Consider the following 26,122-nt stretch of genomic DNA (forward strand, 5'->3'; position numbering starts at 1 on the left):
CCTGCTTTTTACTAAAATATCAAAAAAATTCCTGAAAAAACAAATAACGGAAATCTAAACCTGAAAAATTGTAGATCGCAAACTTTGAGACACAAAAAAAGACTGCCCCTTTTGAGACAGCCTCTTTTTTTTATTTATTTTTCCCGGATGGCTTAGATGAAATCAATATATTAACAAATCATAAAAACTTTCTCAACACAAGAAATATTACTACTTTTACTTAGTTTTTACATGAAAAGGGTTTTAGCTTTATTGTTTTTAATGATCTCTTTCTTTGGTTTTACCCAATCAAGGATTAAGGTCATTGACGAAACCGACCAGAAGCCGATATCCAACGCCAAAATTTCGTGTGAGGGAAAGGTTTTAGGCTTTACGGATACGCAGGGCACCCTGGAATTTAAATCCTCATGCAGTACTCTGGAGATCCAGGCGGAAAAATACCAGAAAGAAATAGTATCTGTTGAAGCAGATATGCAAGTTTCTTTGCTGAAAAAAACCTCAAAAACAACTGATATTGAAGAGGTGGTCATCGAAGACCGAAGTGATCCCCGGGCTATTGAGATCTTAAAGAAAGTAAACAGGCTCTTCAAAGACAATTCACCTAAAAGTTTAGATTCCTATACTTTTAAATCCTACGAAAAAATATCCCTGGACATTGATCAGGACAGTATTAATCAGTTTAATCAGTTCTTTAATGACACTCAGTTTTTCAAGAAAAAGAGGGAAAAAGATTCATTAAATAACATCTCCGCCAAACAGATTTTTTCAAAAAGCAAACTCTTTCTGTGGGAAAGGGCCCAGGAGTTTTTATATTCCAAACAATATGGCGAAAAGATCAATATTCTGGACAACAGGATTTCCGGCCTTAAGCAGCCTATCTACGAAATGATCGCTATCCAGCAGAGCAACCGGGATAAAATTCCCAACCAGATCAAGCAGGAAAACAGAGGACTTTACCGTTTTTTTCTTTCGGATACCATTGAAGTGAACGGAAGAAAAACTTTCGTGATCCGTTTCCGTGAGGTAAATTATAAAAAACCCGATAAAAGGAGAAAATACAATGGCGCGATCTATATAGACACCGAGACCTACGGTATCCAGAAGATCGAGAACTTCAGCAAGAACAAGAATGACGGTATCATTACGAGTACCTGGATTTTCTATAATAACAAATGGTTCCTGGCACAGGAAAAGGTAAAACTCAGAATGAGCAGGGTGGCCATGGAAGAGGAAAACAAAGAAAAAACGGAAGAACATCCTGAAAAGAAAGACAGGACCAGCTTCGGAACGTACGCTTTTCTCACTTCCACTTATTTTGACTTCAGATCGCCTATTGAAGAAAACCGGAATGATTTTAAGGGTTATACATTTTCGGTGAAAAATGCAGACGGACACCTTCTGGATCAGTACAGAACCGATCCTCTCACAGAAAGGGAAAGCAATACATATACTACTATAGACAGCTTGGGCAAAAAGTATAATATCGACAGCAAAGCAAAAATCCTGACGGGACTTATCAATGGGCAGATCCGGATGGGAATTGTAGATTTTGCAGTAGATGAAATTGTGAATTATAACTTATATGAAGGTTTCAGATTAGGCTTAAAAGCAAAGCTTAACGAAACTTTTAATCCTTATTTTTCACCGGACTATTATTTCGCCTATGGTTTTAAAGATGATAAATGGAAATATGGGATTGGTCTTGATATTAAGACCTCTCTGGATAAAAATTCATTTTTCAGAGCTGAATATTATAATGACGTAACGGCATCGGGAGAATTCTACAGACGACTGTGGAATTTCAAGATGAGAACAATGAATTACGGAAATAACATCAACAATGATAAATACTATCATTACAGAGGTGCTTCCCTATCCTATCTGAACGATGTTACAAACGGACTGACTTTGGTCTTTGCAGCCAAAAGAAATATTGAAGAAGCTAAATTTGATTATGAGTTTAGGGGAAAAGGCGGCGAATTTGATAATTTCAATACGCTATTTACCTTAAAATATTCCCCAAATTCTACGAATATCATGACCCCCCAGGGAAAATCCATCATCGATCAGAAATATCCCGAGCTGTATTTCAACTATGAGCAGAGTTACAAAGTTTTGGGCGGGGATTTCAATTATACCCGTTTTGATGCCCTTTTTGTACACAATTTCAAGACGATGCTCGGAACCACCGGATTCAGGCTGTATGGAGGAATTGTACTGGGAGAAGCACCTATCTGGAAGCATTTTACCATGAACGGACTGGCTTCACCGAGAAAAGATTTTAATTTTAACTTTACATCTTACCTTGGTTTTGCAACGCTGGAGGGCGGAAAGTATTACAATGATAAATTCGTTGCCTATTATTTCACCCACAAGCTTCCTTTGTATTTCAAAAGTTTCGGACAGAATATTTCGAGCTTTGATTTTGTATTAAGAGGAACAATCGGAGATATGAAGCATCCGGAATATCATGAGTTTAAATTCAGGAAACTGGATCACCTTTACCAGGAAGTGGGCCTTGAATGGAATAATTTCCTGTCAAGTTATTTTAATTTAGGACTGTTCTACAGAGTTGGCTACTACACCACTCCCAATTTCAAACAGAATTTTGCCATTCAGTTCAAGCTGAAACTATTAGAATTTTAAACCATATTTATAAATACATAAAAACGAAACATGCAGCGAATAGAAATAAAAGCGGAACAGTTTTTTGAATTATTAAAAATAAAAGGTACTTCAATGTGGGAGATTTTCTCACAGATGATCGATGGCAATGAAAAGGAAATTATATTTCTTGACCATGAAGATAAAGTCCTTTTTAATTATATCCTTCCTGTTGAACAGGAAAAACTGGAGGAAGACAGAAAAGAATTTTCAAAACAATTCTCAGATAAATTGGCTAACTTCAATTAAAAATTTTAGATGAATAAAAACTACGTATTCTCTATATTGAGTATGCTCCTGTTCAGTTTTGCGGATGCTCAGAATTATAAGAAACCATTGGTCTCTGCCCTCAAAGAAACCGATTTAAGGAAAGATATGTATGAACTGGCTGCAGATCAGTTCTGGGGACGTGAAGCTGGAACTTTAGATGAATTAAAAGTTTCGATGTGGCTTGCCGACAAAGCAAAAGAAGCGGGAATGAAACCCGCCGGTGACAATGGTACATTCTTCCAGTTTTTTGACATGTACAGACATCAGGTGACCCCTCAAAGCAGTTTAAGAATCGGAGAAAACAACCTTAAACTGTGGAAAGATTTCCTTGTTGCAGAACCTGTAAATACAGTGATTGATGCTGATATCGTGTATGTCGGAAGTGCAGAACCTGAGGAACTTTCCAAACTGAATATCAAAGGAAAGGTTCTTGCCGTTAATGCTTCCGACAAAAACATTGACAAGGAAATGACTCTTTTCGTAAGAAGATATCCAGGATTTGTAAGGGCTAAATATTATAAGAACGCCTATGAACTGGGAGCAAAAGCAGTTATCTTCATTACCGATGATATTTCTGAAAAAAGCTGGGTGGAAGTTCTTCCTCAAATGACAAGAGGAACCTATGGTGTGGAAGGCCTGAGAGAGAAAATAACAGATAATATTCCTGTTTTATGGCTCAAAAGAGAAAATGCAGGCTGGGTAAAAAACAATCCTAAAGTAGCTCTGAATCTCATCACAGAAACCTACAAATATCCGTCAGTAAATATCATCGGAAAAATTGAAGGAACAGATCCTAAGCTTAAGGAAGAATATGTTTTGCTGAGTGGCCATCAGGATCATGACGGAATCAGACATCCTGTAAAAAATGACACGATCTATAATGGTGCCGACGATAATGCCAGTACTTGCGTCGCAATGCTTGCCATGGCCAGAGCTTATAGAAAACAACCCGCGAAAAGAAGTATACTGTTTGTTTTTCATGGAGCTGAAGAAAGAGGATTATTAGGTTCAAGATGGCACGCCGCCCATCCAGTCGTTCCAAAAGAAAAGATCGCAGCTGTTCTGAACGGCGATATGATCGGCAGAAATGACAATAACGAAGCCGCTCTTCTGGGTGGAAATGACCCGCATAAAAATTCTGAAGAATTGGTGAAAATGGCTGGGGATGCCAATAATGAAAGTACAAAATTCAAATACCTGAAAGACTGGGATTCTCCGAATCACGCAGAGTATTTTTACTTCAGAAGTGATCATTTACCGTATGCAAAAATCGGGATTCCGGCGATATTTTTCACCAGTGTACTGCATGATCAGTACCACACCCCTCAGGATGAATCTGAAAATATCAATTACAAAAAGCTTTATAAAATGACGGAATGGATGTACAGAACATCCTGGAAAGTAGCCAATGAGGCTGAACGCCCGAAAGTTATTTCTAATTTTACGCTTGAGAGATAATAAAAGTATCGGCGGCCCGAATGGGCCGCCGATACTTTTATTTTTGCGGTCATTGCGAGGAGCGCAGCGACGAAGCAATCTCTTTACTCTTTATTTTATCTATCAATGAGATTGCTTCACCTACGGTTCGCAATGACAGACATCATTTTAAATAACCTGAGTTCGGGATAAGAAATACCTTAAAACAATTGTATTTTTATCGTAAAGGCAAACAAAGTAGATTTTTTGACATGTTAATAAGAAAAACAAGGGCATTTCATTTAGCAAAGTAAGACCAATATATTTCCCTGTATTGCTTACCAATAAGTGAAACGGCTCTGTCTATCTTAAAAAATCAAATGAATGCTTTTTAAAGCTTTGTTTATCCTTGCGTTTAATTTTATCCTTATCCCGAATTCAGGTTAAATAAGCAAATTCATTAAAGACGGATCATTATTCAGATAATTGACAAAAAAGTCATACTTCTTCATGTTATTGAGCAGCGGAGTAAAATCTTCACTATTCTTCAATCCAATTCCTAAAACAGCAATGCCTTTCTCCTTTGAATTTTTTTGTGTGTATTCAAAAAAAGTGATATCATCATTCGGTCCTAAAACATTCATCACAAAGGTTTTCAGGGCTCCCGGACGCTGTGCAAATCTTACCAGGAAATAATGCTTTAATCCTGCATGAAGAAGAGCTTTTTCTTTAATCTCTTCCATGCGGGTAATATCATTATTGCTTCCACTAATGATACAGATTACATTCTTTCCTCTGATCTGATCTTTATATTTTTCGAGTGCCGCCACAGAAAGAGCCCCGGCAGGTTCCACTACTACGGCATCTTTATTGTAGAGGGAAAGAATGGTTTCGCAAACCATACCTTCATCCACTAAAGCCATATCGTGCAGCACATCTTTACAAAGTTCGAAATTAAGGTTACCCACTCTCTGTACGGCAGCTCCATCCACAAAACGGCTGATCTTTTCAAGAAGTACAGGTTCTCCTTTTTCCAGTGCTTTTTTCATACTGGCCGCTGCAGAAGGTTCTACCCCAATAATTTTCGTATGTGGTGACAGTTCCCTGAATACAGAACACACACCTGCAGCCAGGCCACCACCTCCAACCGGAAGAAAAAGATAATCAACAGGATCATCTGACTGCTCAAGAATCTCCAGCGCTGCCGTAGCCTGGCCATCAATAATATCCTGATCATCAAAAGGATGGATAAATATTCCCTGATTCTCTTTACAGAACTTCACTGCGGCATCTTTAGCTTCATCGAAAGTATCCCCGTAAAGCACAATATCTATATCATTCCCTCCAAACATCCTCACTTGTTCCAGCTTCTGTCCCGGTGTGGGCAAAGGCATGAAAATAGTTCCTTTCACCTTCATCGTACTGCACGCAAAAGCGACTCCCTGAGCATGGTTTCCGGCACTCGCACAAACCACACCTCGGGCAAGATTTTCAGCAGACATCACGGCCATTTTATTGTAAGCTCCCCTGATTTTATAAGATCTCACACGCTGCAGATCTTCTCTTTTAAAGCTTATCTTCGCCTCATAAATGTTAGAGAGGTTATTATTAATCGCCAAAGGTGTTCTTACCACTACATTTCTGAGTCTTTTTGCTGCTTTATAGACATTGTCCAAAACAGAAGGATAGGTTTCTTCCATTGTTTTTTATGATTAATTGTTCTCTGGTCTGAGACTTCGGACGGTCTTGCCTGCTCTCCACATTTCGCTTTCTCTAAGCTCAGTCAGTTCTACTTCCAGTTTTTCCCTGTAATCGTGTTTGCTGTTGCTGTCGATGGAACGCTGGGCTTCATCTCCTTTGGCAACACTTTCATACAATTCTTCAAATAAAGGAGAAGTGGCATCTCTGAAACGTTTCCACCAGTCCAGTGCTCCTCTTTGTGCTGTGGTACTGCAGTTCGCATACATCCAGTCCATACCGTTTTCTGCAACCAACGGCATTAATGACTGGGTCAGTTCTTCCACTGTTTCATTAAATGCTTCGGAAGGGCTGTGCCCGTTTTTCCTCAATACATCATATTGTGCAGCAAATATTCCCTGTACGGCACCCATCAATGTTCCCCTTTCTCCTGCAAGGTCACTGAATACTTCTTTTTTAAAATCTGTTTCAAATAAATAACCGCTTCCGATGGCTATTCCCAACGCAGTCACTCTTTCTCTTGCTTTTCCGGTGGCATCCTGATATACGGCAAAACTGCTGTTCAGTCCGCGATCCTGGAGAAACATTCTCCTCAATGATGTTCCGGATCCTTTGGGTGCAACAAGAAATACATCAACCTCAGCAGGCGGAATAATTCCTGTTCTTTCATTAAAAGTGATTCCGAAACCATGTGAAAAATACAGTGCTTTTCCAGGGGTAAGATGTTGTTTAACTTTCGGCCAGTATTCGATCTGGGCTGCATCACTTAAGAGATAGCAAATAATCGTTCCTTTCTGCAGAGCTTCTTCTATTTCAAATAATGTTTCCCCGGGTACAAAACCGTCTGCCACTGCCTTATCCCAGGATTTTGAGTTTTTCCTCTGACCGACAATCACATTGATTCCGTTGTCTTTCTGGTTAAGTGCCTGTCCGGGTCCCTGTACGCCATAGCCAATTACAGCTACAATTTCATCTTTCAGTACTTCCTGGGCTTTCTGTAATGGGAACTCTTCTCTTGTTACTACATTTTCTTCTACTCCGCCAAAATTCAATTTTGCCATTTTTAAAATTTTATTTATTATTAATTATAATTTTTGATTGTATTAATCTTCAGCTCGCATGTAATACCGCTGTCAGATATGGGTTTTTGTGATAATGCACTTCCAGTACATCTACCTGTTTTTCCATTTGTTGGGTGATCTTCTGTACCGCTTCTTCCGTTTCTCTAATAACGATCACAAACTTTTTCACTTTTTTGATTTCACAAGGTCCTGCATTAAAATTCACAATAGAAATTCTTCTCCTTGAAAAAATAGCATTGATCCTGCCTATCAGCCCCAGATAATCTTCCGTATAGGCTGTTATGGTATATTCTCTGTTTTCTGATTTCATCTTTTTCTATTTTATATTGTTATGTCTTATTGTTGGTCAGTACAATCTCTGAAACGCTTTTCCCCTGAGGGATCATCGGGAAAACATTGTGCTCTTTCCCCGTCATTACTTCCAACAGGAAAGCTCCTTTATGATGAAGCATTTCACTTAACCCCGCTTCCAGTTCTTCCCTCTGAATTACTTTTCTTCCCGATATATGATATCCTTTAGCCACCTGCACAAAATCCGGGCTCTGAATATCTACCGAGGAATATCTTTCTTCGTGGAACAGTTCCTGCCACTGCCTTACCATTCCGAGATAGCAGTTATTAAGAATCAGAATCTTGATGTCGGGCTGATACTGCATCAGTGTTCCCAATTCCTGAATATTCATTTGCGCGCCTCCATCACCCATCACCGCAATAACGGGACGGTTCGTTCCTCCATAAGCCGCACCAATTGCAGCAGGAAGGCAGAATCCCATGGTTCCCAATCCTCCGCTGGTAATATTACTTCTGGAATGCTTAAAAGCTGAATATCTGCAGGTAGCCATCTGGTGCTGTCCTACATCGGTTACAATTACAGCTCCACCTTGAGTCATTTCGTTCAGTTGACGGATCACTTCTCCCATCGTAATTTCTCCTTCTGAAGGATAAAGTTCATGGCTTATCAGCTTACGATGTTCAATTTCATAGCAATCTTTAAATTTTTGGTGCCATTCTGTATGCTCCCCTGATTCTATCAACTGTGTGAGAAGCGGTAGGGTTTCTTTGCAGTTTCCAAGAACAGGAATCTCAACTTTTACATTTTTATTGATCTCTGCTTTGTCAATGTCCAAATGGATGATTTTAGCCTGCTTCGCATACTGGTCCAGTCTTCCGGTCACGCGGTCATCAAAGCGCATTCCCACGGCAATCAGGACATCACATTCGTTGGTAAGGATATTGGGACCGTAGTTTCCATGCATTCCTACCATGCCTACCGCCTGTGGATGATCCGTTGGAATTGCACTCATTCCTAAAACTGTCCATGCCACCGGAATCCCTGATTTCTCAGCAAACTGTAAAAACTCCTCCTCTGCTTTTCCCAGCATAATTCCCTGTCCGGCAATAATGAATGGTTTTTCTGCATGATTAATCAGAAAGACAGCTTTTTCAATATTATCCCTATTGGGAACAGGGTTCGGTCTGTAGCTTCTCAAAGAATCACAAGGTGTATAGCCTCTATTGAAAACCTTTTGCAGCTGGGCATTTTTCGTGACATCAATTAATACAGGGCCGGGCCTTCCCGATCTTGCGATGTAGAATGCTTTGGCCAATACTTCAGAAAGTTCATCGGCATCGGTTACCTGGTAATTCCACTTGGTAACGGGGCTGGTGACGTTCATGACATCTATTTCCTGAAAAGCATCGGTTCCCAAAAGGTGTTCAAAAACCTGTCCCGTGATGCATACAATAGGCGTATTATCCAGGAGTGCATCGGCCAATCCTGTTACAAGATTGGTTGCTCCCGGGCCACTTGTTGCTAATACCACTCCCACTTCTCCTGATACTCTGGCAAGACCCTGCGCTGCATGGACTGCTCCCTGTTCGTGACGGACCAAGATATGTTCCAGCTGATCTTTATAGTCGTAAAGGGCATCATAGATAGGAATAATGGCACCACCCGGATATCCGAATATGGTTTTTACTCCTTCCTGAAGAAATGCTTCAAGGATGATCCGGCTGCCGCTGATTTCTGTTTCTGTGGATACATTTAGGTTCTTCATTGTATTTTTATTGAGTGATTTCATCTGTTACACAGCCTTCTGCGGCTGATGACACGGTGAGTGCATATTTGTACAGCAATCCTTTTTTTACTTTAAGTTCAGGTTTTTGCCATCCTTTCTTTCGCTGCTCGATTTCCTGTTCGGAAACTTTGAGCTGTATGGTATTGTTGACTGCGTCAATTTCAATAAGGTCATTGTCCTCTACAAAAGCAATGAGACCGCCTTCATAGGCTTCTGGTGTGATGTGCCCTACTACAAAGCCATGGGTTCCGCCACTGAATCTTCCATCAGTAATTAAAGCTACACTTCCCCCAAGACCTGCACCGATCAGAGCGCTGGTAGGTTTCAGCATTTCCGGCATTCCCGGTGCTCCTTTGGGCCCTTCATGGCGGATTACAATGACGTCTCCGTGCTGAACTCTTCCGTTTTCAATTCCTTTAATCAGATCTTTTTCGCCATCGAATACTCTTGCTTTTCCTGAAAATTTTTCACCTTCTTTTCCGGTGATCTTGGCCACACTCCCTTTTTCAGCGAGGTTTCCATACAGTATTCTCAGGTGTCCTGTTTCTTTGATCGGGTTTGATAAGGGTCTGATGATTTTCTGTTTTGAAAAATCAAGGCTCGGGACATTCTCAAGATTTTCAGCAATGGTTTTTCCGGTAACCGTTAAACAGTCACCATGCAGTAAACCTTCTTCCAGTAAATATTTCATGACGGCAGGTGTTCCGCCATGGTTATGAAGATCCTGCATCAGATATTTTCCGCTGGGCTTAAGATCTGCCAATACCGGTGTGATGTCACTCATTTTCTGGAAATCATCCTGAGTTACGGAAACACCAACACTTTTTGCCATTGCTATAAAATGCAGAACGGCATTGGTACTGCCTCCAAGAATGATGATCAGACGAAGTGCATTTTCAAAAGCCTTACGGGTCATAATATCTGAAGGTTTGATATCTTTTTCCAGTAATATTTTAATATATTTTCCTGCTTCAAGGCATTCCTTCTGTTTTTCGGGGCTCAGTGCAGGATTGGAAGATGAATACGGAAGACTCATCCCTAATGCTTCTATGGCTGAAGACATGGTATTGGCCGTATACATTCCGCCACATGCTCCTGCTCCGGGGCAGGAATTTTTAATCACTCCGTTGAAATCTTCTTCTGAAATTTCCCCGGCAATTTTTTTACCCAAAGCTTCAAAGGCCGAAACGATATTAAGCGGTTCCTCCTTATAGCACCCCGGAGCTATTGTTCCTCCGTACACCATGATGGATGGTCTGTCCAGTCTTCCCATGGCGATAATAGTTCCCGGCATATTCTTGTCACATCCCGGTAATGCAATGATTCCGTCATAATACTGTGCCCCGCAGATGGCTTCGATACTGTCTGCTATCACGTCACGGCTTACCAGTGAATACCGCATCCCGTCTGTGCCGTTACTCATCCCGTCGCTTACCCCTATGGTATTGAATATCAATCCTGCAAGACCATGATTCCAGGTTCCTTTTTTTACTACTTTCGCAAGATCATTGAGATGCATATTGCAGGTATTTCCGTCATATCCCATACTGGCAATACCAATCTGAGCCTTGTACATATCTTCTTCTGTAAAGCCTATTCCATAAAGCATTGCTTTTGCGGCGGGCTGTTCGCTGTTTTGTGTGAATGTTTTTGAATATTTATTTAACATATTTTTCTGCATTTGCTGTTTTTATCATTTCTCAGCGTGATATCAAAAATTTTGATTTTTTCGGAATTTAAATGGAGCTTTAACTTAATTTTGACCCAAAACTACAGCTTGTAATATCTTTTTCATTTTCACTTTTATAAAAATTACAATATTCAACTGTTTAAAAAGCAGAAATAAGTAACTGGTTATCAAATATTTAAATTCTTAAAATTTACAATGACAGAAGTCTTACCAGTTTCAGATAGGCCTGCTGTATCTTCGCACTTGCTGTATCTCCCCAGTTTTTGGTGAAGGGGACGTCATCCAAAGAATCCAACGCTACAATTTCAGCTGCCGTACCACAAAAGAAAGCGGCATCCGCACCTTTCATATCTTCAGGTTTGAAAAAAGTTTCTCTAACGGGAATATTCAATTCACTGCATATTTCAAACACCGTCTGTCTTGTGATACCCGGCAAGATGCTTCCTTTTGCGGGCGTAAATAATGTTCCATCTTTTTCGTAGAATATATTAGCGCCTGAACTTTCAGCGACATTTCCGTGTTCATCGAGTAACAGGGCTTCGTCATAACCTTTGTCTTTGGCGTCCTGGCAGGCAAGAATAGAATTGACGTAATGCCCACCCACTTTGGCTTCCACTTTAAAAGCATTAGGATTCGGGCGTTGAAATCCTGAGGTCATGATTTTCATTTTGTCTGCGAGATAGCCGTTACTCCATTCCCAGGCAAGCAGAGAGAGGTAGGATTTTTTACCTTTTGAAAGAGACATATTGGGCGAACAGGTTACCAATGGACGGATATAAGCATCTTTAAATCCGTTGCGTTCTAAAAGCTCATAGGTGAGATCTGTCAACTGACTGACTGAATAGTTAAACGGGATATACATCAGCTCTGCTGATCTTTTCAATCTTTCGTAATGCTCTTCTGCTTTAAAGATTCTGGTTCCGTGATCGGTATTGTAAGATTTTATCCCTTCAAAAACGGAGTAACCGTAATGAAGTGACTGTCCGTAGAGATCCATTCCAGCCTCTCCGGCCTTAAGGAAGTTTCCATCAAAATACACGATCGTTTTGTCGTTGTAATACATTGTATAAGATTTAAAAATTAACAAATGGGTATAAAAAAAGCCCTCTCACGATGTGAGAGGGCTTAAATATGTACGGTCATACTCTATCCTTCTCACCAATGCAAGGGAATAATAATGACGATAATAATTACTGTTAATAACTGATACATAATTCGTGAAATAAAAAAAGCCGCTTCAATATGAAACGGCTTATATATAATTTAAATTAAAATATTTTTACAATGCCGCTTCTTTACTGTTGTTAATGACAACAATAATGTTAGAAATGACAATAATATTTTTCTGATTCGTAAAATTCATACTGCAAATGTAATAATTTTTAAATACTGAGCAAGCTTTTTTAACATTTTTTATTTTTTTTACAAAATTGTCTGATCGTTATTGCGGTTTCCGCTACATCATGTACTCTGAGAATTTTAGCTCCCTGCCCCAACATCTTCATATGAAGTTTCTGTGTTTCTTCATTGATATCCAAGGGAGATTTCCCAAGTGGTTTATAGATAAAAGATTTTCTGGAAACACCTATCAGTAAAGGGAATCTTCCGAAACCTAAATACTCCGTTTCGCTGATCATTTTCATCTGATCCTCTACTGTTTTCCCAAAACCAAAACCGGGGTCGAGGATGATATCTTTTACTCCTTTTTCAAGAAGTTCATTGGTCTTTTCAGCAAAATAACGGTTGACACCCAGTGTAATATCTTCAAATTTAACTTTGTCATGCATCGTCTCATAAGATGGATTCACATGCATCAGAATGTAAGGAAGCTTCGTTTCACCGGCAATATCAAACATTTTATCATCATATTGTCCGCCGGAAATATCGTTGATCATGTCAATTCCTTCATTAAATCCGAACTTTACGGTTTCAGCATAGAACGTATCCAGTGATATCAGTACTTCGGGAAATTCTTTTTTGATCATGGAAATCATACTTCCAATTCTGGTTATTTCCTCTTTACTGCTCAAAAATTCAGCATTCGGGCGTGTGGACTGCGGCCCGATGTCAATGATCTCCGCTCCGTCTTTCAAAAGGTTTTCTGCATGCCCCAGCGCTGATTTCTCAGTGTTAAATTTCCCGCCGTCTGAAAATGAATCCGGTGTAAGGTTAAGGATGCCCATTATTTTTGGGACACTTAGCTCTACCAATCTTCCATTGCAATTGATGGAATGGAAAGGTTTGAGGGCGGGAGGGTTTGAGAGTTTGGGAGTTTGGGAGAACATGCTTTTGTTTATGATTGATAAATGATGATTGATAGATAATGATATTCTGCAAAATTAAGACTTATTGTGGAATGTTGCTAGGTATCATTTGTCAGTTGTTGGTTTGGTATTCGTTAATAAAGCTTGGTAGAAACAGGTATTTTTCAGACAGATATTAAACTTAGAATCTCTTCCTTTTAAAATTTTCCAAACAAAAACCAGCAACTAAAAACCCTTCCACACTAAAACGCTCAAACATTTTCACTTTGAAACCTGCATCCCACAACTCTAAAAACCCTCCCGCCCTCAAACTCTCCAACTCAGAATTCCAAACTCTGACAAAAATCAATTCCCGATTCCCGCTACCTAAAACCGAATTCGTATATTTGGGAGATTAAGAGAATTTATGTCAAAAACATCAGTACAGTTCGGGAAAGTTATCAGTCAGTGCCGTGACCTTTTCAGTAAAAAATTACAGGATTACGGAGCCGCGTGGAGGGTTTTGAGACCCAGCTCCATTACGGATCAGATTTACATCAAGGTAAACAGAATCCGTACGCTTCAGATGACGGATAAAAAAATGGTGGATGAAAGCGAGGAGGATGAATTCGTGGCAATTGTGAACTATTCTATCATCGGACTTATTCAGCTTGAAAAAGGGTTTTCGAATGATTTTAATGAAAATAAGGAGGAAATCTTGAATCTTTACGACAAATATGCGAATGATGCCCAGGCTTTAATGGAAAAAAAGAACCATGACTACGGTGAAGCATGGAGAGATATGAGAATTTCTTCTATCACTGACCTTATTTATCAGAAAGTACTGAGAACGAAACAGATTGAGGATAACCAGGGGAAAACCATTGTTTCTGAAGGGCTGGATGCGAATTATTTCGATATGCTCAATTATGCTGTTTTCTGCCTGATCAAGTTCTCTGAAAAAGAAAATATTTCCGAAACCCCAAAATAAAATACTATGATCAAAGGTTTATTACGCTTTATTATTGCTGTTATCTTCATTCTTTCAGGCTTTGTAAAGGCTGTGGATCTGGTGGGATTTTCTTTCAAAATGGAAGAATATTTTGCACCACCGGTTTTCAATATGCCGTTTCTGGAAAAATTTGCGCTTCTGTTCTCGATCATTGTGGTTGTCCTGGAGCTTTTCCTAGGATTTATGCTGCTGCTGAAACTGAAGCTTAAATTTACTCTTTCAGCGTTAATTGCCCTTTGTATCTTTTTTGGGTTCCTTACTTTTTATTCCGCCTATTTCAATGTGGTGACAGACTGCGGATGTTTTGGAGATGCAATAAAGTTTACCCCTTGGCAGAGCTTTATTAAGGATATTGTGCTTCTTGCCGGCCTTATTATCCTGTTCATACTTTACAGAAAGGAAATCAGTAAAAAAGATCCTTACGACAACAGTACGAAAGAATCTTCAGGTAAGTTCAAATATATTCTTTTAGGCCTTTTTTCTGTGATTATGATGTACATTATGGCTCAGGGAATCATACATGAGCCGCTGATCGATTTCCGGGATTATAAAACCGGTACCGACATGAAGGCCGAAAAGGAAAAGATCAATAAAAACCCTTCTGAATATAAGACTTTTTACTCTCTTAAAAACCAGAAGACAGGAGAAGTCTTAAAGGTTAATCAGGATGATTATATTAAAGAAACAAAATACTGGGCAGAAGGTTCTCCATGGAAAATTGAGGAAGGGAAAAATGAATCTGTTCTGACCAAAGAGGGTTATAAATCAGAGATCGTAAAGTTCAAAATTGAAGATCCTACAGGAGTAGACCTGACGGATGAGATCATCAATGCACCAAAAGCCGTGCTTGTTTTTTCTTATCACCCAAAAGAGGTTTCCGCTGAACTTATCCAGAAAGTTGAAGCCAAAGTAAATGCCCAAAAAGGAGCTGTAATCTACGGTATTTCTACAGAACCCAATACTTTCAAAACCATTAAAAATGCCATGATGGACGGAACTGCCATCAAAACTATTGCCAGAAGCAATCCGTTTGTATTGATACTTGAGAAAGGAAAAATTGTGGATAAGCAACCTGCAAAAGACTATACAAAATAAGTGATGGAAAAGAATTTCAGATATATTAATGAAAATTACATTACTGAAAATAATGTATGCGCTATAACCGGCATCACCAAAGATGAGCTTAATATACTTATTCAAAAACATTTAGTCCCGGACGCTTCTTATGTTATTACTCACAATATAAAAATTACTTCATCTTTGAATGATGAATTCCAAAGTGAGATCACCGAAAAATATTTCAGTAAAAATTGTATTCAACTGATTCAGGAACATCAAAATCTGGAGAATTCTCTACAATATAAAGCTGAATTTAAAGAGAAATTCATTCGTGACTTAATGGAACATCCCGATAGAAATTTTGCTTATTATCATGTTTCGGAAAATGATATTGAAGATCAGCAAAAGATAAATGAAATTTTTGAGGAGGAATGGGATGCTTACTGTAAAGGTATTTATGGAATCTGTACCCATCATTCAACTGAAGAAGAAATTGTAAAAAAGGAAATTATTGTAAAGAAATTAATACAATTCAATTCCCTATTTTCTCAAAAGACACTTAGTAATAATGAAAAAGAGGAGCTCATGAAATTAAATGAAGAATTTAATGAAGTAGCTTCAAAATTTGCGCCCTATCAAAGGGAAACAAGCAGCAGAGGAAAATATCTCGATAAAATTTTAGAAAAAAATAATTTAAATCATTTAATAAAGAATTACTAAATATGCAAAAATCAAATAAATCCATCGCCGGTTATCATCTTTTAATGATTCTTTCTTCTGTGGACGGAGAATTTGCTCCTGAGGAAGGAATGCTTGTTCAGCAGTATATGGCAGACGAATTTCCGTTCAGAATGAATCTTGACAATGAACTGGAAACCCTGGCTCTTCTAAAACCTGAAGAATGGAAAGATCATTTTGAATTTCATGCAAGATGCTTCCATGATGATTCTACAGAGGAAGAGCGTGTAAAATTTGCAAAATTTGCTAAAACACTGATCAAAGCAGACAATAAAGTAACAGACGAAGAACATACTTTCTATAAGCTTTTGAAAAACCTCTGGAATTTAGCATAGAAACACACCAATAAGCAAAATATACTATGAAAAAATTCTATCTGGGAATATTAATTATGAGCGCATCTACGATACAATCTCAAAAGTTTCCTGCCCTTAAAGCTCCTATGGCAGAAAAGCAGGAACATATCCGGGAAATCCACGGTGATAAAGTGAATGATCCTTATTACTGGATGATCGACTATTTCAAAAAAGGAAAAGATTCTACAAAAGTCGTTGATTATCTGAAGGCCGAAAACACCTATTGGGAAGGCATGATGAAAGATACGGAACCTTTCAGGGAAAATCTGTTCCAGGAGATGAAGGCCCGTATTAAGGAGAAAGATGAATCTGTTCCTGTTTTTGAAAACGGATATTATTACTATACCCGTACGGAAGCCGGAAAACAATATTTCAAATACTGCAGGAAAAAAGGCAGCCTTACTGCTCCGGAAGAGGTTCTTCTGGATGTGGATAAACTGGCCGAAGGACATGCTTATTATGCTGCATCAGGCTTCAACATAAGCCCGGATAATACAAAGCTGGTTTATGGTGTGGATGATGTTTCCAGAAGACAATACACTTTATTTTTAAAAGATCTGAAGACCGGTAAAACAACTGATCTTGGCATTAAGAATACAGAAGGCTCCGCAGAATGGGGCAATGACAATAAAACCATTTTCTATACAGAGAAAAACCCGGTTACTCTCTTATCTGAAAAAATCAAGAGACATACGCTGGGAACAGATCCGGCTAAAGATGTAACGGTTTATGAGGAAAAAGACCACTCCAATTATATCTCGGTATACAAGTCTAAAAATCATAAATTTCTTCTGATTTATTCGGGTGCTACCACTTCTTCTGAAACAAGATATCTGGATGCTGATCAACCGAACGGAACATTCCAGGTATTCCAGCCAAGAATGAAGAACGTTTTGTATACGATCACCCCTCTGGAAGACAAATTCCTGATCAGAACGAATAAGGATGCCCTTAATTTTAAAATAGCGGAAACTCCTTTGGATAAAACGGGTGTTGAGAACTGGAAAGATTTTATTCCGCACAGAAACGATGTTCTCATGCAGTCTGTGAGTGCATTTAAAAATTATCTGATTTTCAGTGAAAGACAGAACGGACTTACGCAGCTTGTAATTTACGACAGAAAGACCGGTAAAAAGGAGGCTCTGACATTTGATGAGCCTGCTTACACCATTTCCTCACTGGAAAACCCTGAATACAATACGGACCAATTCCGTTTCGGATATACTTCCATGATTACGCCTGTTTCACAATTTGAGCAGGATTTGAAGACAGGGAAAAGAATACTGTTGAAACAGCAGGAAGTTCTTGGCGGTTATGCTAAAGATGAGTATACTACTGAAAGGCTTTTCGCAACGGCAAAAGACGGGACAAAGATCCCAATTTCTATTGTTTATAAAAAAGGATTCAAAAAGGATGGAAACAGTCCGTTACTTCTTTATGCATATGGATCTTACGGAAGCTCTATGGATGCAGCTTTCAGCAGTACGAGGCTGAGTCTTCTGAACAGAGGTTTTGCTTTTGCGATTGCACACATCCGTGGCGGCCAGGAAATGGGAAGACAATGGTATGAAGACGGAAAAATGATGAAAAAGAAAAATACTTTCACCGATTTCATTGATGCGGGAGAATATCTTGTTAAAGAAAAATACACTTCACCAAAACATCTTTATGCTCAGGGTGGCAGTGCCGGAGGCCTTTTGATGGGTGCCGTAGTGAATATGAACCCCAATTTATGGAATGGCGTAATTTCACAGGTTCCGTTCGTAGATGTTGTCAATACCATGCTTGATGAAAGTATTCCATTGACTACCAACGAATATGACGAATGGGGAAACCCGAACAATAAGGAGGCTTATTTCTATATGAAATCTTATTCACCTTATGAAAATATTGAAAAGAAAAATTATCCCAACATTTTGGTAACCACAGGACTTCATGATTCCCAGGTACAGTATTTTGAGCCTGCAAAATGGGTGTCCAAGCTTAGAGATATGAAAACTGACAAAAACGTATTATTATTAAAAACTGACATGGATTATGGCCATGGCGGTGCTTCTGGCAGATTTGACTACCTGAAGGATATCTCGCTGGTGTATGCTTTTATGTTTAAATTAGAGGGAATTACTAAATAATTAAGTATCATGCAGGTTTATGAATTCTGTTTTGTGAATTCACAGGTATCCGTTCATAAATCTGCGCGAAATAAAAATAAATAAACAATAATTACATAATTATATAGACTATGAGAAGAAAAATAGTTGCAGGAAACTGGAAAATGAACAAGAATGTCATTGACGCACAGCAGTTGATGATTCAATTACTGAGCTATAAAAACAACAATACCACCAACTGCGAAGTATGGATTGCACCGCCTTCTTTATATTTAATGATGGCCAAAGATATCTTCGAAAAAGATGAAATCGGTGTTTTCTCTCAGGATATGAGCGAGCATGAAAGCGGTGCTTATACAGGAGAACTTTCTGCAGACATGCTGGAATCTATCGATGTAACCGGTTCATTGATCGGACACTCTGAAAGAAGACAGTACCACGGTGAAACGGATTCTCACTGCAACAGAAAGATCAAATTAGCACTTGACAAAGGCCTGATTCCTGTTTACTGTAATGGTGAAACGCTTGAACAGAGAAAAGCGGGACAGCATTTCGAGGTGGTGAAAAACCAGACTGAAGTTGCTCTTTTCACGCTTTCTGCTGAAGAGATCAAAAAAGTAGTGATCGCTTACGAGCCGGTTTGGGCTATCGGAACAGGGGAAACAGCTTCTCCGGAGCAGGCTCAGGAAATCCACGCACATATCAGAAGCATCATCGCTGCAAAATACGGACAGGAGGTTGCTGACGAAGTTTCTATCCTTTACGGAGGTTCTGTGAAACCGGATAATGCCAAAGAGATTTTCTCTCAGCCTGATATCGATGGTGGATTAATAGGAGGTGCAGCTTTAAAACTGGAGGATTTCTCTAAAATTATTGAAGGGTTTAATTCATAAATTGGGCTAAAGCTATAGAATTATAATTTTGATTAAATGGGCTAAAGCCCATTCCAATTGAATACAAACCATATACAATCAAAAGCGGCGGCATCTTCGATGCCGCCGCTTTCTTAAAAAAAATCTAATTATTGAATATCGACTACATACATTGTTCCTTTGTCTACTTTCCCGGTTTTAGGAAGGATTTTGGCTTTAGGATTTCCGTTTCCGTCATCTAAGATTCCGAAATCATCATCATTGAAGACAGCCAGCTTATTATTTCCTAAATAAACGATTCCTTCAAATTTATCATGTTCATATCCTAATTTTGCCACCAGATCCACGGCCAAAACCTTAGAAACCGGTTTTAATCCGGCATTTGTAATTTCGTCCCAGGTAGACTGCTCTAAAGTTTTATTATTGATTTTCATGCCATCAACGGCTGTAATATCAGCTCCATTCACATCTGAAGCGCCTGCAATATTGATCCTGTATACTTTTTTGATGCCACCCTGCGATCCAAAATTCCCGTCTCTTTCGATTACCAGGAATTCTGTGCTGCTGATGGCTGTGATATCACATACCGAGTCCGAAGCACCGCCATTTTGTTTATACAGATACTGCTTCGTTTGTCCCGTTGCAATATCGAAGGTTACAATTCTTGTTAACGTTGTATTGGTGGCCAAAGCTTTTGTGGGTACATACATCGTAGACTGTATCGTTCCTACGAGCATTTTTCCATCCGGAGTGATGCATAAGCCTTCCATTCCTCTGTTGGCCCTTCTTTTGGCTAAAACAGCAGGAAGCTTACGTGGTCCTGTATTTACCCCTATCGGGCTTATTCTTTCCAGTTCTATCCCATCCGCATTATAGTGAACGATGTGCGGGCCGTATTCATCAGAAACCCAGAATGTTCCGTCCGCTGCTGCTACAATACTTTCACTGTCGAGACCGTAATTATCGGTTCCTAAAACGTTGCCTGATGAATCATAAGCTGTTTCTCCAGTACTTCCCATTCCTGCGGGGTTTGGTAAGCCTGTAATCGGCTGGCCGGATGGATTTTTCAGTTTAATATATTTAATGACCTCGATATTTCCTTCTGCATTAATTTTAAAATGCATGATGGTAGGCGTAAAATTCGGGGCCGGAAATTTTTTCCCGTTCAGATAATCTGTGTTAGGGCCACGGTCTGTGATCACATAAAATTCTCCTTTTCTGGTAGGATGTGCTGCTGCACCGGAACCAAATCCTCCGTTAATGACATCTACACCATTCACCGTTGCTAATTTGGAGAAAGGAAATTCCTGGGGTAGTTTAGTATAGTTGATATCCTGGTTATTCATCTTGTTGTCATCATCTTTACATGAGGCAAGCGCTGTGAATACTATCGCCGGTAACAGCAGTTTTTTCATAATTACTTTTATGCCGCGAAAGTATACATTGATTGTAAACTGATCTTGAATTTAATAATAATTGTATTTTAACAATAAGATTTTGAGGTGTGTTCATGGTTCATATTTTTAAACCACCCCGTCAAAAATTCTTTGAATTTTTGCCACCCCTCCAAGGGAGGGGAATTTTGATCCGACGAATTGTTGTCAGTATGAAAATCAAAGATTTTCAAAAAACTTAAGTGATCTTCTTTCTTCAAAGCTTCTAAACTCAAAAAAACTAAAGTGTTAAACTTTTGTCCCTTTTGTGGTCAATAAAAATAAAAAAACGCACCGACTTGGTGCGTTTTCAATATTCCTAAAAAGGAAATTATTTTTTCTCTGTAGATCTCTGTAAAACCTCGTCTACCATTCCGTAGCCTTTTGCTTCTTCAGAAGTCATCCAGTAATCTCTGTCAGAAGATTTCTCTACCCATTCGTAAGTTTGTCCTGAGTGGTGACCGATAATTTCGTAAAGCTCCTGCTTCAACTTCAACATTTCTCTTAAGTTGATTTCCATATCTGAAGCTACCCCCTGAGCACCTCCTGAAGGCTGGTGAATCATTACTCTTGAATGCTTAAGCGCAGAACGCTTTCCTTTTTCTCCTGCCACAAGTAATACCGCTCCCATTGAAGCTGCCATACCTGTACAGATTGTTGCTACATCCGGCTTGATGATCTGCATGGTGTCATAGATTCCTAAACCAGCATATACACTTCCTCCCGGAGAGTTGATGTAGATCTGGATATCTTTCGATGGATCTGCACTTTCCAGGAATAAAAGCTGCGCCGTTACGATGTTGGCAACCTGATCGTCAATTCCGGTTCCCAGGAAGATGATTCTGTCCATCATCAGACGTGAAAATACGTCCATCTGTGCAACGTTTAATCTTCTTTCTTCCATGATATACGGCGTAAGATTCGTTGGACCATACATTCCCATATACTGATCGGTAACCAGACCGTTATTTCCTAAATGTTTTACAGAGAAATCTCTGAAGTCTTTTTTAATGTCCATATTTCTATTATGTATTATTAAATATTTTTTTCAAGGTTTAAATTACAACTTTTATTCCTAAAATTTTATAGGACTTTTTGTCACAGAATACCATCTGATCATCAGTAATATGTCTGTAGATTATCGTTTCCTATCGACGTAGATCCCCTTGATCGGTGAATATTCAATAATATTGCTCAATCTTATGGAGGCCTGTTTCAGCAGGGTGATCTTTTTAATCAGCTCATAATATTTTGTCTCATCAGTGCCCCTGTATTCATCCAGCTGCTTTGCTGTTTCTTTAATCAGATAATCAATATACCTGTATTTGTGCAGCAGAACGTCACCTTGCACCTGTTCTGCTATTTTGTCGCCATAATTGGGAGGATAAATATTTCTGGAACCCCAGTTCTCCAATTCATCAGGAGGCATCAGAGCATCCACTACTTTAGTGGTGATCTCTTCATCCATGAATGTCACAAAAAAGTTTCCGCTTCTCAACTCATCTTTCTGAATACCTTCCCTTACCTGTTCAATAATGATTTCATTGCCTTTTACTAAAAAACGGTACTGCTCTTCTTCAAAATGCATCAGGATTTCTTCAATGACAGTAATTTGATATTCCTCGTTTTTTTCATTGGTCCTTTTCAAAACGATATCCCCAAACATCAGCATATGATCGACAAGTTTGCTTTCCATAAACAGAACATCGTACAGATAAGGATCTTCCTTCTCCTCATCAAGAGGTACAATCTCCAGTTTTGGCTGAACTTTCTCTTTCTGTTGCTGAACATGCTGATGCTGATTCTGTGTGATCTGTTTCTGTACATCAAGTTCATTGAAAAGACTCTGTTCCGAAAGTCCGAATTTATTGGAAACCTCTTTAAGATAAACTTCCCTTTTTAAAGCATTCTGAACGAAACCTACGGATTTTACAATATCCCGGATCGCTTCAGCTTTTTTAATAGGGTCATTTCCAACTTCCCTTAAAAGAATTTCAGCTTTAAAATCAATAAAATCCTTCGCTTCATTTTCAATGAATTTTTCAACGTATTCCTGCGGATGTTTTCTGGAAAAAGAATCCGGGTCATCGCCATCAGGAAACAGCAGGACACGGATATTCATGCCTTCGGTAAGAAGCATATCAATACTTCTGAAACTTGCTTTAATCCCGGCATTGTCTCCGTCAAAAAGAATGGTTACATTTTCTGTAAGCCTTTTGATAAGCTTAATTTGCTCCGTTGTCAGAGATGTTCCGGAACTTGCCACTACATTCTCAATTCCCGCCATATGAAGGGCTATCACGTCCATATAACCTTCCACAAGAAGACAGATATTCTTTCTGGAAATAGCCTGTTTACTCTGGTTGAGCCCATAAAGTACATTGGATTTATGGTAAATTTCCGTTTCCGGAGAATTCAGATACTTGGCTGTCTTGACATTATTTTTAAGGATTCTGGCTCCGAAACCTAAAACCCTTCCCGAAAAACTGTGAATCGGGAAAATAACTCTTTCCCGGAAGCGGTCGATCCCGGAAGGTGTATTTTCAGGAAATATGGAAAGTCCGGATTTTTCAAGGATTTCTTTTGTATAGCCTTTTTCCTCTGCATAAACTGTAAAAGCATTCTTCTTTTCCGGTGAATATCCCAGCTGGAATTTCTTTATGATATCGTCCTTCAGCTCACGTTCCCTGAAGTAAGCTAAACCAATACTTTTTCCTTCTTCTGAATCCCAAAGAATATCCTGATAATAAGAGTTGGCAACCTCATGTATTTTATACAGCTGATCTTTTTCCGTCTGTGCGTGTTTTGCTTCCTCAGAAAATTCCCGCTGATCTTCTTCAATCTCGATTCCGTATTTTTTGGCGGCATGACGAAGGGCTTCAGGATACGTAAAGTTTTCGATCTCCATCAGAAAAGAAATAGCCGTTCCTCCTTTTCCCGTGGAGAAATCTTTCCAGATCTGCTTACTTGGAGAAACAACAAAACTGGGAGACTTTTCCTCATGAAAAGGACTGAGTCCTTTGAAATTAGACCCTGCTCTTTTCAGCTGAACGTACTCTCCCACTATTTCTTCAACACGGATTGTAGAGAATATTTTATCAATGGTCTGTTTGGAAATCATAGTGCAAAAATAAGTAAATTATACAGATATCGGATATTGGAAATTAGATACAAATTGCTAATTATATCTAATTTTTAATTTATAAATCACTTTCATTGAGTATTTTTGAAAACGGTTTTAAAATCTTGAGCGATCAAAAGAAAGAACAGCCTATTTTTATGATCGATATCTAAAAACTTAAAGAAATAATGAACTATACGATACAAAACATCGAAGACTGGCAGGAAATTGTCGATAAACTTATTCCTGACTTAAAGCATAATATCCTTCTTTTAAAAGGAAACCTTGGTGCGGGTAAAACAACATTTACGCAGTTTCTTCTTAAAAAACTGGGAAGCACTGATGAAGTCAATTCTCCCACTTACTCTATTGTCAACGAATACAATACACCGGAAGGAAAGATTTATCATTTTGATCTTTACCGTTTAAAAAACATTGAAGAAGTGTACGACATCGGCATCGAAGAATATCTGGACAATGCTTTTCTATGCATCATAGAATGGCCGGAAGTATATGAAGAAGAGCTCTACGGGCTTAACTATCACACAATGAGCATCGTGAATACCGGAGATAAAAGAGAAGTTTCATTCGAGTAAATATTATGTATCTTTGCTTATAATTCATAGTAATAACAACCTGTAAGACCTAATTTATTTAAAGAATGAGTACTACAAATATTTTTACTCCTTTCACTGAAGAAGAATTGATGCCGAAGGAAGAAAAGTTGGAGGTTATTAAGAAAGGAAAACAGTTCAGTATTGGAATTCCTAAGGAAACCTGTCTTAACGAAAGGAGGGCTTGTATTACTCCGGATGCAGTACAGGTATTGGTAGAACACGGCCACGAGCTTATTATAGAAGCAGGCGCCGGAGAAGGTTCTTTTTTTACAGATCTTCAGTATTCCGAATCCGGAGCAAAGATCACCAATGATCCCAAAGAGGCTTTCGGACAGGATCTTATCTTAAAGGTTAATCCGCCTACAGAAGAAGAAATAGACTATATGAAACCTAACACCTATCTGGTTTCAGCCCTTCAGATCAATCTGAGAGACAAAGATTACTTCTTAAAACTTGCAGAAAGAAAGATTAATGCTATTGCTTTTGAATTTATCGTAGATGAATATAAGCAGCTTGCTCTGGTAAGACTGATCGGTGAAATTGCAGGGACAGTCTCTGTTTTATATGCGTCAGAACTTCTTGCTTTATCAAACGGCTTAATGCTGGGCGGCATCACAGGAGTAAGACCTGCTGAAGTTGTTATTTTAGGAGCCGGCATCGTAGGCGAATTTGCTACAAAAGCGGCCATAGGCCTTGGAGCCAGTGTGAGGGTTTTTGATAATTCACTTTCAAAATTGAGAAGACTCCACACCTTAGTAGACAGTCGTGTTCCGACTTCCATTATTGATCCGAAAGAATTAAGCAAAGCCTTAAGACGTGCAGATGTGGTGATCGGTGCCCTTCCAAGATTAAATATGACCCCGATCGTTACTGAAGAAATGGTTGCGAAAATGAAAAAAGGCAGCGTCATCATAGATATTACGATAGATAACGGCAAAGTGATTGAAACTTCAGAGCTTACGACCATGGATAATCCGTATGTGATCAAACACGGCGTGATCCACTGCGGACTTCCGAATCTGACATCCAGAATGCCCAGAACAACCACAAAAGCAATCTCCAATTTCTTCCTTTCCTATATCCTGAATTATGATGAAGAAGGCGGCTTCGAAAACATGCTGATCCGCAAGAATGAAATGAAGCAGAGCTTATATATGTACAAAGGAAGACATACCAAAAAAGTGATCTGCGACCGTTTCGGACTTACCTACCATGATATCAATCTTTTAATTTTCTAATGAAAAAAGCTAAATTCTTTTTAATAGGCCTTATCCCGGGGCTGATTCTTGTATTTTTTATTCTGAACAAAAAAGGGGCGAGCTGCAGCGGATATCTTCCCAACAGCCGCGTAATTGCAGAAACCCTTTCTAAAGAATTCAGATATTCCGAAGACGTTAAAAACGGAATGAATACTTATAAAATTAATGAAAAGTTTATAAAAGACAGTATCATTACCAAAGGAAAAGTAGATTTCGACAGAAGCCACGCACAGAAAAAACCTTGTCCTGATTATGTTCTGACCTATCCTGAGAAGAATCCTTCTTACGAAATCACATATGAAAAATGTGAAGAAACTGTAACGCTGAATTCTTTGAAGAAGTTGAGAAACTTACCCCAAAAGAATAATTAAGAATTTGACAACGTCAAATAATAAGCAGCACG

General features: G+C 38.9%; 22 protein-coding genes. 12 read left to right on the forward strand and 10 right to left on the reverse strand.

The window, feature by feature from the left end; all coding sequences use genetic code 11:
• The first annotated feature begins 231 nt into the window (after nt 1-231).
• The 3 genes from J4Q03_RS06850 to J4Q03_RS06860 are packed head-to-tail and all read left to right on the forward strand — an operon-like array spanning nt 232 to nt 4,392.
• Nucleotides 232-2,646, forward strand: coding sequence for a hypothetical protein (locus J4Q03_RS06850; RefSeq protein ID WP_426047462.1), 2,415 nt, complete (start codon nt 232-234; stop codon nt 2,644-2,646).
• Nucleotides 2,647-2,676: 30 nt separating this feature from the next.
• The gene (locus J4Q03_RS06855; protein WP_426047463.1) at nt 2,677-2,913 is read left to right on the forward strand and encodes a hypothetical protein; all 237 of its coding nucleotides are present in this window, start codon (nt 2,677-2,679) and stop codon (nt 2,911-2,913) included.
• A gap of 9 nt (nt 2,914-2,922) precedes the next feature.
• The gene (locus J4Q03_RS06860) at nt 2,923-4,392 is read left to right on the forward strand and encodes a M20/M25/M40 family metallo-hydrolase (protein WP_426047464.1); all 1,470 of its coding nucleotides are present in this window, start codon (nt 2,923-2,925) and stop codon (nt 4,390-4,392) included.
• A gap of 401 nt (nt 4,393-4,793) precedes the next feature.
• Here the strand turns inward: J4Q03_RS06860 and ilvA are convergent, their stop codons facing one another.
• From ilvA to folP, 7 genes are all read right to left on the reverse strand, one after another.
• Nucleotides 4,794-6,050, reverse strand: a complete 1,257-nt coding sequence (gene ilvA / locus J4Q03_RS06865) for a threonine ammonia-lyase IlvA (protein WP_426047465.1) — start codon at nt 6,048-6,050, stop codon at nt 4,794-4,796.
• Nucleotides 6,051-6,062: 12 nt separating this feature from the next.
• Nucleotides 6,063-7,109, reverse strand: a complete 1,047-nt coding sequence (ilvC, locus tag J4Q03_RS06870; RefSeq protein WP_426047466.1) for a ketol-acid reductoisomerase — start codon at nt 7,107-7,109, stop codon at nt 6,063-6,065.
• A gap of 49 nt (nt 7,110-7,158) precedes the next feature.
• The gene (locus tag J4Q03_RS06875; RefSeq protein WP_426047467.1) at nt 7,159-7,440 is read right to left on the reverse strand and encodes a hypothetical protein; all 282 of its coding nucleotides are present in this window, start codon (nt 7,438-7,440) and stop codon (nt 7,159-7,161) included.
• 19 nt (nt 7,441-7,459) lie between these two features.
• The gene (ilvB, locus tag J4Q03_RS06880) at nt 7,460-9,187 is read right to left on the reverse strand and encodes a biosynthetic-type acetolactate synthase large subunit (protein WP_426047468.1); all 1,728 of its coding nucleotides are present in this window, start codon (nt 9,185-9,187) and stop codon (nt 7,460-7,462) included.
• Nucleotides 9,188-9,194: 7 nt separating this feature from the next.
• Complete coding sequence (gene ilvD / locus J4Q03_RS06885; RefSeq protein WP_426047469.1) at nt 9,195-10,889, reverse strand: dihydroxy-acid dehydratase; 1,695 nt, start codon at nt 10,887-10,889, stop codon at nt 9,195-9,197.
• A 199-nt stretch (nt 10,890-11,088) separates the two neighbouring features.
• A complete protein-coding gene (gene ilvE / locus J4Q03_RS06890; RefSeq protein ID WP_426047470.1) occupies nt 11,089-11,961 on the reverse strand; it encodes a branched-chain-amino-acid transaminase in 873 nt (290 codons plus the stop codon).
• Nucleotides 11,962-12,301: 340 nt separating this feature from the next.
• The gene (gene folP, locus J4Q03_RS06895; RefSeq protein ID WP_426047471.1) at nt 12,302-13,081 is read right to left on the reverse strand and encodes a dihydropteroate synthase; all 780 of its coding nucleotides are present in this window, start codon (nt 13,079-13,081) and stop codon (nt 12,302-12,304) included.
• A 487-nt stretch (nt 13,082-13,568) separates the two neighbouring features.
• Between folP and J4Q03_RS06900 the strand changes: the two genes are divergently transcribed.
• From J4Q03_RS06900 to tpiA, 6 genes are all read left to right on the forward strand, one after another.
• Nucleotides 13,569-14,132: a DUF1599 domain-containing protein gene (locus J4Q03_RS06900; RefSeq protein WP_426047472.1), complete on the forward strand. Its 564-nt coding sequence runs from the start codon at nt 13,569-13,571 to the stop codon at nt 14,130-14,132.
• Nucleotides 14,133-14,138: 6 nt separating this feature from the next.
• Complete coding sequence (locus tag J4Q03_RS06905; protein WP_426047473.1) at nt 14,139-15,248, forward strand: BT_3928 family protein; 1,110 nt, start codon at nt 14,139-14,141, stop codon at nt 15,246-15,248.
• Between the two features lie 3 nt (nt 15,249-15,251).
• Nucleotides 15,252-15,932, forward strand: a complete 681-nt coding sequence (locus tag J4Q03_RS06910) for a DUF6058 family natural product biosynthesis protein (protein WP_426047474.1) — start codon at nt 15,252-15,254, stop codon at nt 15,930-15,932.
• Nucleotides 15,933-15,934: 2 nt separating this feature from the next.
• Nucleotides 15,935-16,285, forward strand: coding sequence for a TerB family tellurite resistance protein (locus J4Q03_RS06915; RefSeq protein ID WP_426047475.1), 351 nt, complete (start codon nt 15,935-15,937; stop codon nt 16,283-16,285).
• Nucleotides 16,286-16,311: 26 nt separating this feature from the next.
• The gene (locus J4Q03_RS06920; protein ID WP_426047476.1) at nt 16,312-18,438 is read left to right on the forward strand and encodes a S9 family peptidase; all 2,127 of its coding nucleotides are present in this window, start codon (nt 16,312-16,314) and stop codon (nt 18,436-18,438) included.
• A gap of 110 nt (nt 18,439-18,548) precedes the next feature.
• The gene (gene tpiA / locus J4Q03_RS06925; protein ID WP_111956156.1) at nt 18,549-19,310 is read left to right on the forward strand and encodes a triose-phosphate isomerase; all 762 of its coding nucleotides are present in this window, start codon (nt 18,549-18,551) and stop codon (nt 19,308-19,310) included.
• Between the two features lie 128 nt (nt 19,311-19,438).
• Here tpiA and J4Q03_RS06930 read toward each other — a convergent pair whose 3' ends face one another.
• The 3 genes from J4Q03_RS06930 to dnaG all read right to left on the reverse strand — a co-directional run bounded on the left by J4Q03_RS06930 (nt 19,439) and on the right by dnaG (nt 23,843).
• On the reverse strand, nt 19,439-20,704 hold the full coding sequence (locus tag J4Q03_RS06930) for an esterase-like activity of phytase family protein (protein ID WP_426047477.1): 1,266 nt from the start codon (nt 20,702-20,704) through the stop codon (nt 19,439-19,441).
• A 349-nt stretch (nt 20,705-21,053) separates the two neighbouring features.
• Entirely contained in the window at nt 21,054-21,740 is a 687-nt protein-coding gene (gene clpP, locus J4Q03_RS06935; protein ID WP_034726592.1) for an ATP-dependent Clp endopeptidase proteolytic subunit ClpP, read from the reverse strand.
• A gap of 120 nt (nt 21,741-21,860) precedes the next feature.
• Nucleotides 21,861-23,843, reverse strand: coding sequence for a DNA primase (dnaG, locus tag J4Q03_RS06940; protein WP_426047478.1), 1,983 nt, complete (start codon nt 23,841-23,843; stop codon nt 21,861-21,863).
• A 188-nt stretch (nt 23,844-24,031) separates the two neighbouring features.
• Here dnaG and tsaE point away from each other — a divergent pair, with 188 nt between their 5' ends.
• The 3 genes from tsaE (at nt 24,032) to J4Q03_RS06955 (ending at nt 26,090) form a co-directional block, all read left to right on the forward strand.
• On the forward strand, nt 24,032-24,439 hold the full coding sequence (gene tsaE / locus J4Q03_RS06945; protein WP_426047479.1) for a tRNA (adenosine(37)-N6)-threonylcarbamoyltransferase complex ATPase subunit type 1 TsaE: 408 nt from the start codon (nt 24,032-24,034) through the stop codon (nt 24,437-24,439).
• A 65-nt stretch (nt 24,440-24,504) separates the two neighbouring features.
• Nucleotides 24,505-25,698: an alanine dehydrogenase gene (locus tag J4Q03_RS06950; protein WP_426047480.1), complete on the forward strand. Its 1,194-nt coding sequence runs from the start codon at nt 24,505-24,507 to the stop codon at nt 25,696-25,698.
• Nucleotides 25,698-26,090 (forward strand): hypothetical protein, encoded by a 393-nt coding sequence (locus J4Q03_RS06955; protein ID WP_426047481.1) that lies wholly within the window; start codon nt 25,698-25,700, stop codon nt 26,088-26,090. The genes J4Q03_RS06950 and J4Q03_RS06955 overlap by 1 nt, the downstream gene beginning before the upstream one ends.
• Nucleotides 26,091-26,122: the final 32 nt, after the last annotated feature.

It is taken from the genome of Chryseobacterium sp. NFX27 (genome assembly GCF_049887855.1).
In the GTDB taxonomy this organism is placed as follows: domain Bacteria; phylum Bacteroidota; class Bacteroidia; order Flavobacteriales; family Weeksellaceae; genus Chryseobacterium.

Bases quoted from the DNA above. Each gene is read 5' to 3' on its own strand.
- J4Q03_RS06955 (WP_426047481.1), top strand. From the start codon at position 25,698: ATGAAAAAAGCTAAATTCTTTTTAATAGGCCTTATCCCGGGGCTGATT.
- clpP (WP_034726592.1), bottom strand. From the start codon at position 21,740: ATGGACATTAAAAAAGACTTCAGAGATTTCTCTGTAAAACATTTAGGA.
- folP (WP_426047471.1), bottom strand. From the start codon at position 13,081: ATGGGCATCCTTAACCTTACACCGGATTCATTTTCAGACGGCGGGAAA.
- J4Q03_RS06905 (WP_426047473.1), top strand. From the start codon at position 14,139: ATGATCAAAGGTTTATTACGCTTTATTATTGCTGTTATCTTCATTCTT.
- J4Q03_RS06900 (WP_426047472.1), top strand. From the start codon at position 13,569: ATGTCAAAAACATCAGTACAGTTCGGGAAAGTTATCAGTCAGTGCCGT.
- J4Q03_RS06860 (WP_426047464.1), top strand. From the start codon at position 2,923: ATGAATAAAAACTACGTATTCTCTATATTGAGTATGCTCCTGTTCAGT.
- J4Q03_RS06850 (WP_426047462.1), top strand. From the start codon at position 232: ATGAAAAGGGTTTTAGCTTTATTGTTTTTAATGATCTCTTTCTTTGGT.
- J4Q03_RS06920 (WP_426047476.1), top strand. From the start codon at position 16,312: ATGAAAAAATTCTATCTGGGAATATTAATTATGAGCGCATCTACGATA.
- ilvE (WP_426047470.1), bottom strand. From the start codon at position 11,961: ATGTATTACAACGACAAAACGATCGTGTATTTTGATGGAAACTTCCTT.
- tpiA (WP_111956156.1), top strand. From the start codon at position 18,549: ATGAGAAGAAAAATAGTTGCAGGAAACTGGAAAATGAACAAGAATGTC.
- ilvD (WP_426047469.1), bottom strand. From the start codon at position 10,889: ATGCAGAAAAATATGTTAAATAAATATTCAAAAACATTCACACAAAAC.
- J4Q03_RS06910 (WP_426047474.1), top strand. From the start codon at position 15,252: ATGGAAAAGAATTTCAGATATATTAATGAAAATTACATTACTGAAAAT.
- J4Q03_RS06855 (WP_426047463.1), top strand. From the start codon at position 2,677: ATGCAGCGAATAGAAATAAAAGCGGAACAGTTTTTTGAATTATTAAAA.
- J4Q03_RS06915 (WP_426047475.1), top strand. From the start codon at position 15,935: ATGCAAAAATCAAATAAATCCATCGCCGGTTATCATCTTTTAATGATT.
- J4Q03_RS06875 (WP_426047467.1), bottom strand. From the start codon at position 7,440: ATGAAATCAGAAAACAGAGAATATACCATAACAGCCTATACGGAAGAT.
- ilvA (WP_426047465.1), bottom strand. From the start codon at position 6,050: ATGGAAGAAACCTATCCTTCTGTTTTGGACAATGTCTATAAAGCAGCA.
- ilvB (WP_426047468.1), bottom strand. From the start codon at position 9,187: ATGAAGAACCTAAATGTATCCACAGAAACAGAAATCAGCGGCAGCCGG.
- J4Q03_RS06930 (WP_426047477.1), bottom strand. From the start codon at position 20,704: ATGAAAAAACTGCTGTTACCGGCGATAGTATTCACAGCGCTTGCCTCA.
- ilvC (WP_426047466.1), bottom strand. From the start codon at position 7,109: ATGGCAAAATTGAATTTTGGCGGAGTAGAAGAAAATGTAGTAACAAGA.
- tsaE (WP_426047479.1), top strand. From the start codon at position 24,032: ATGAACTATACGATACAAAACATCGAAGACTGGCAGGAAATTGTCGAT.
- dnaG (WP_426047478.1), bottom strand. From the start codon at position 23,843: ATGATTTCCAAACAGACCATTGATAAAATATTCTCTACAATCCGTGTT.
- J4Q03_RS06950 (WP_426047480.1), top strand. From the start codon at position 24,505: ATGAGTACTACAAATATTTTTACTCCTTTCACTGAAGAAGAATTGATG.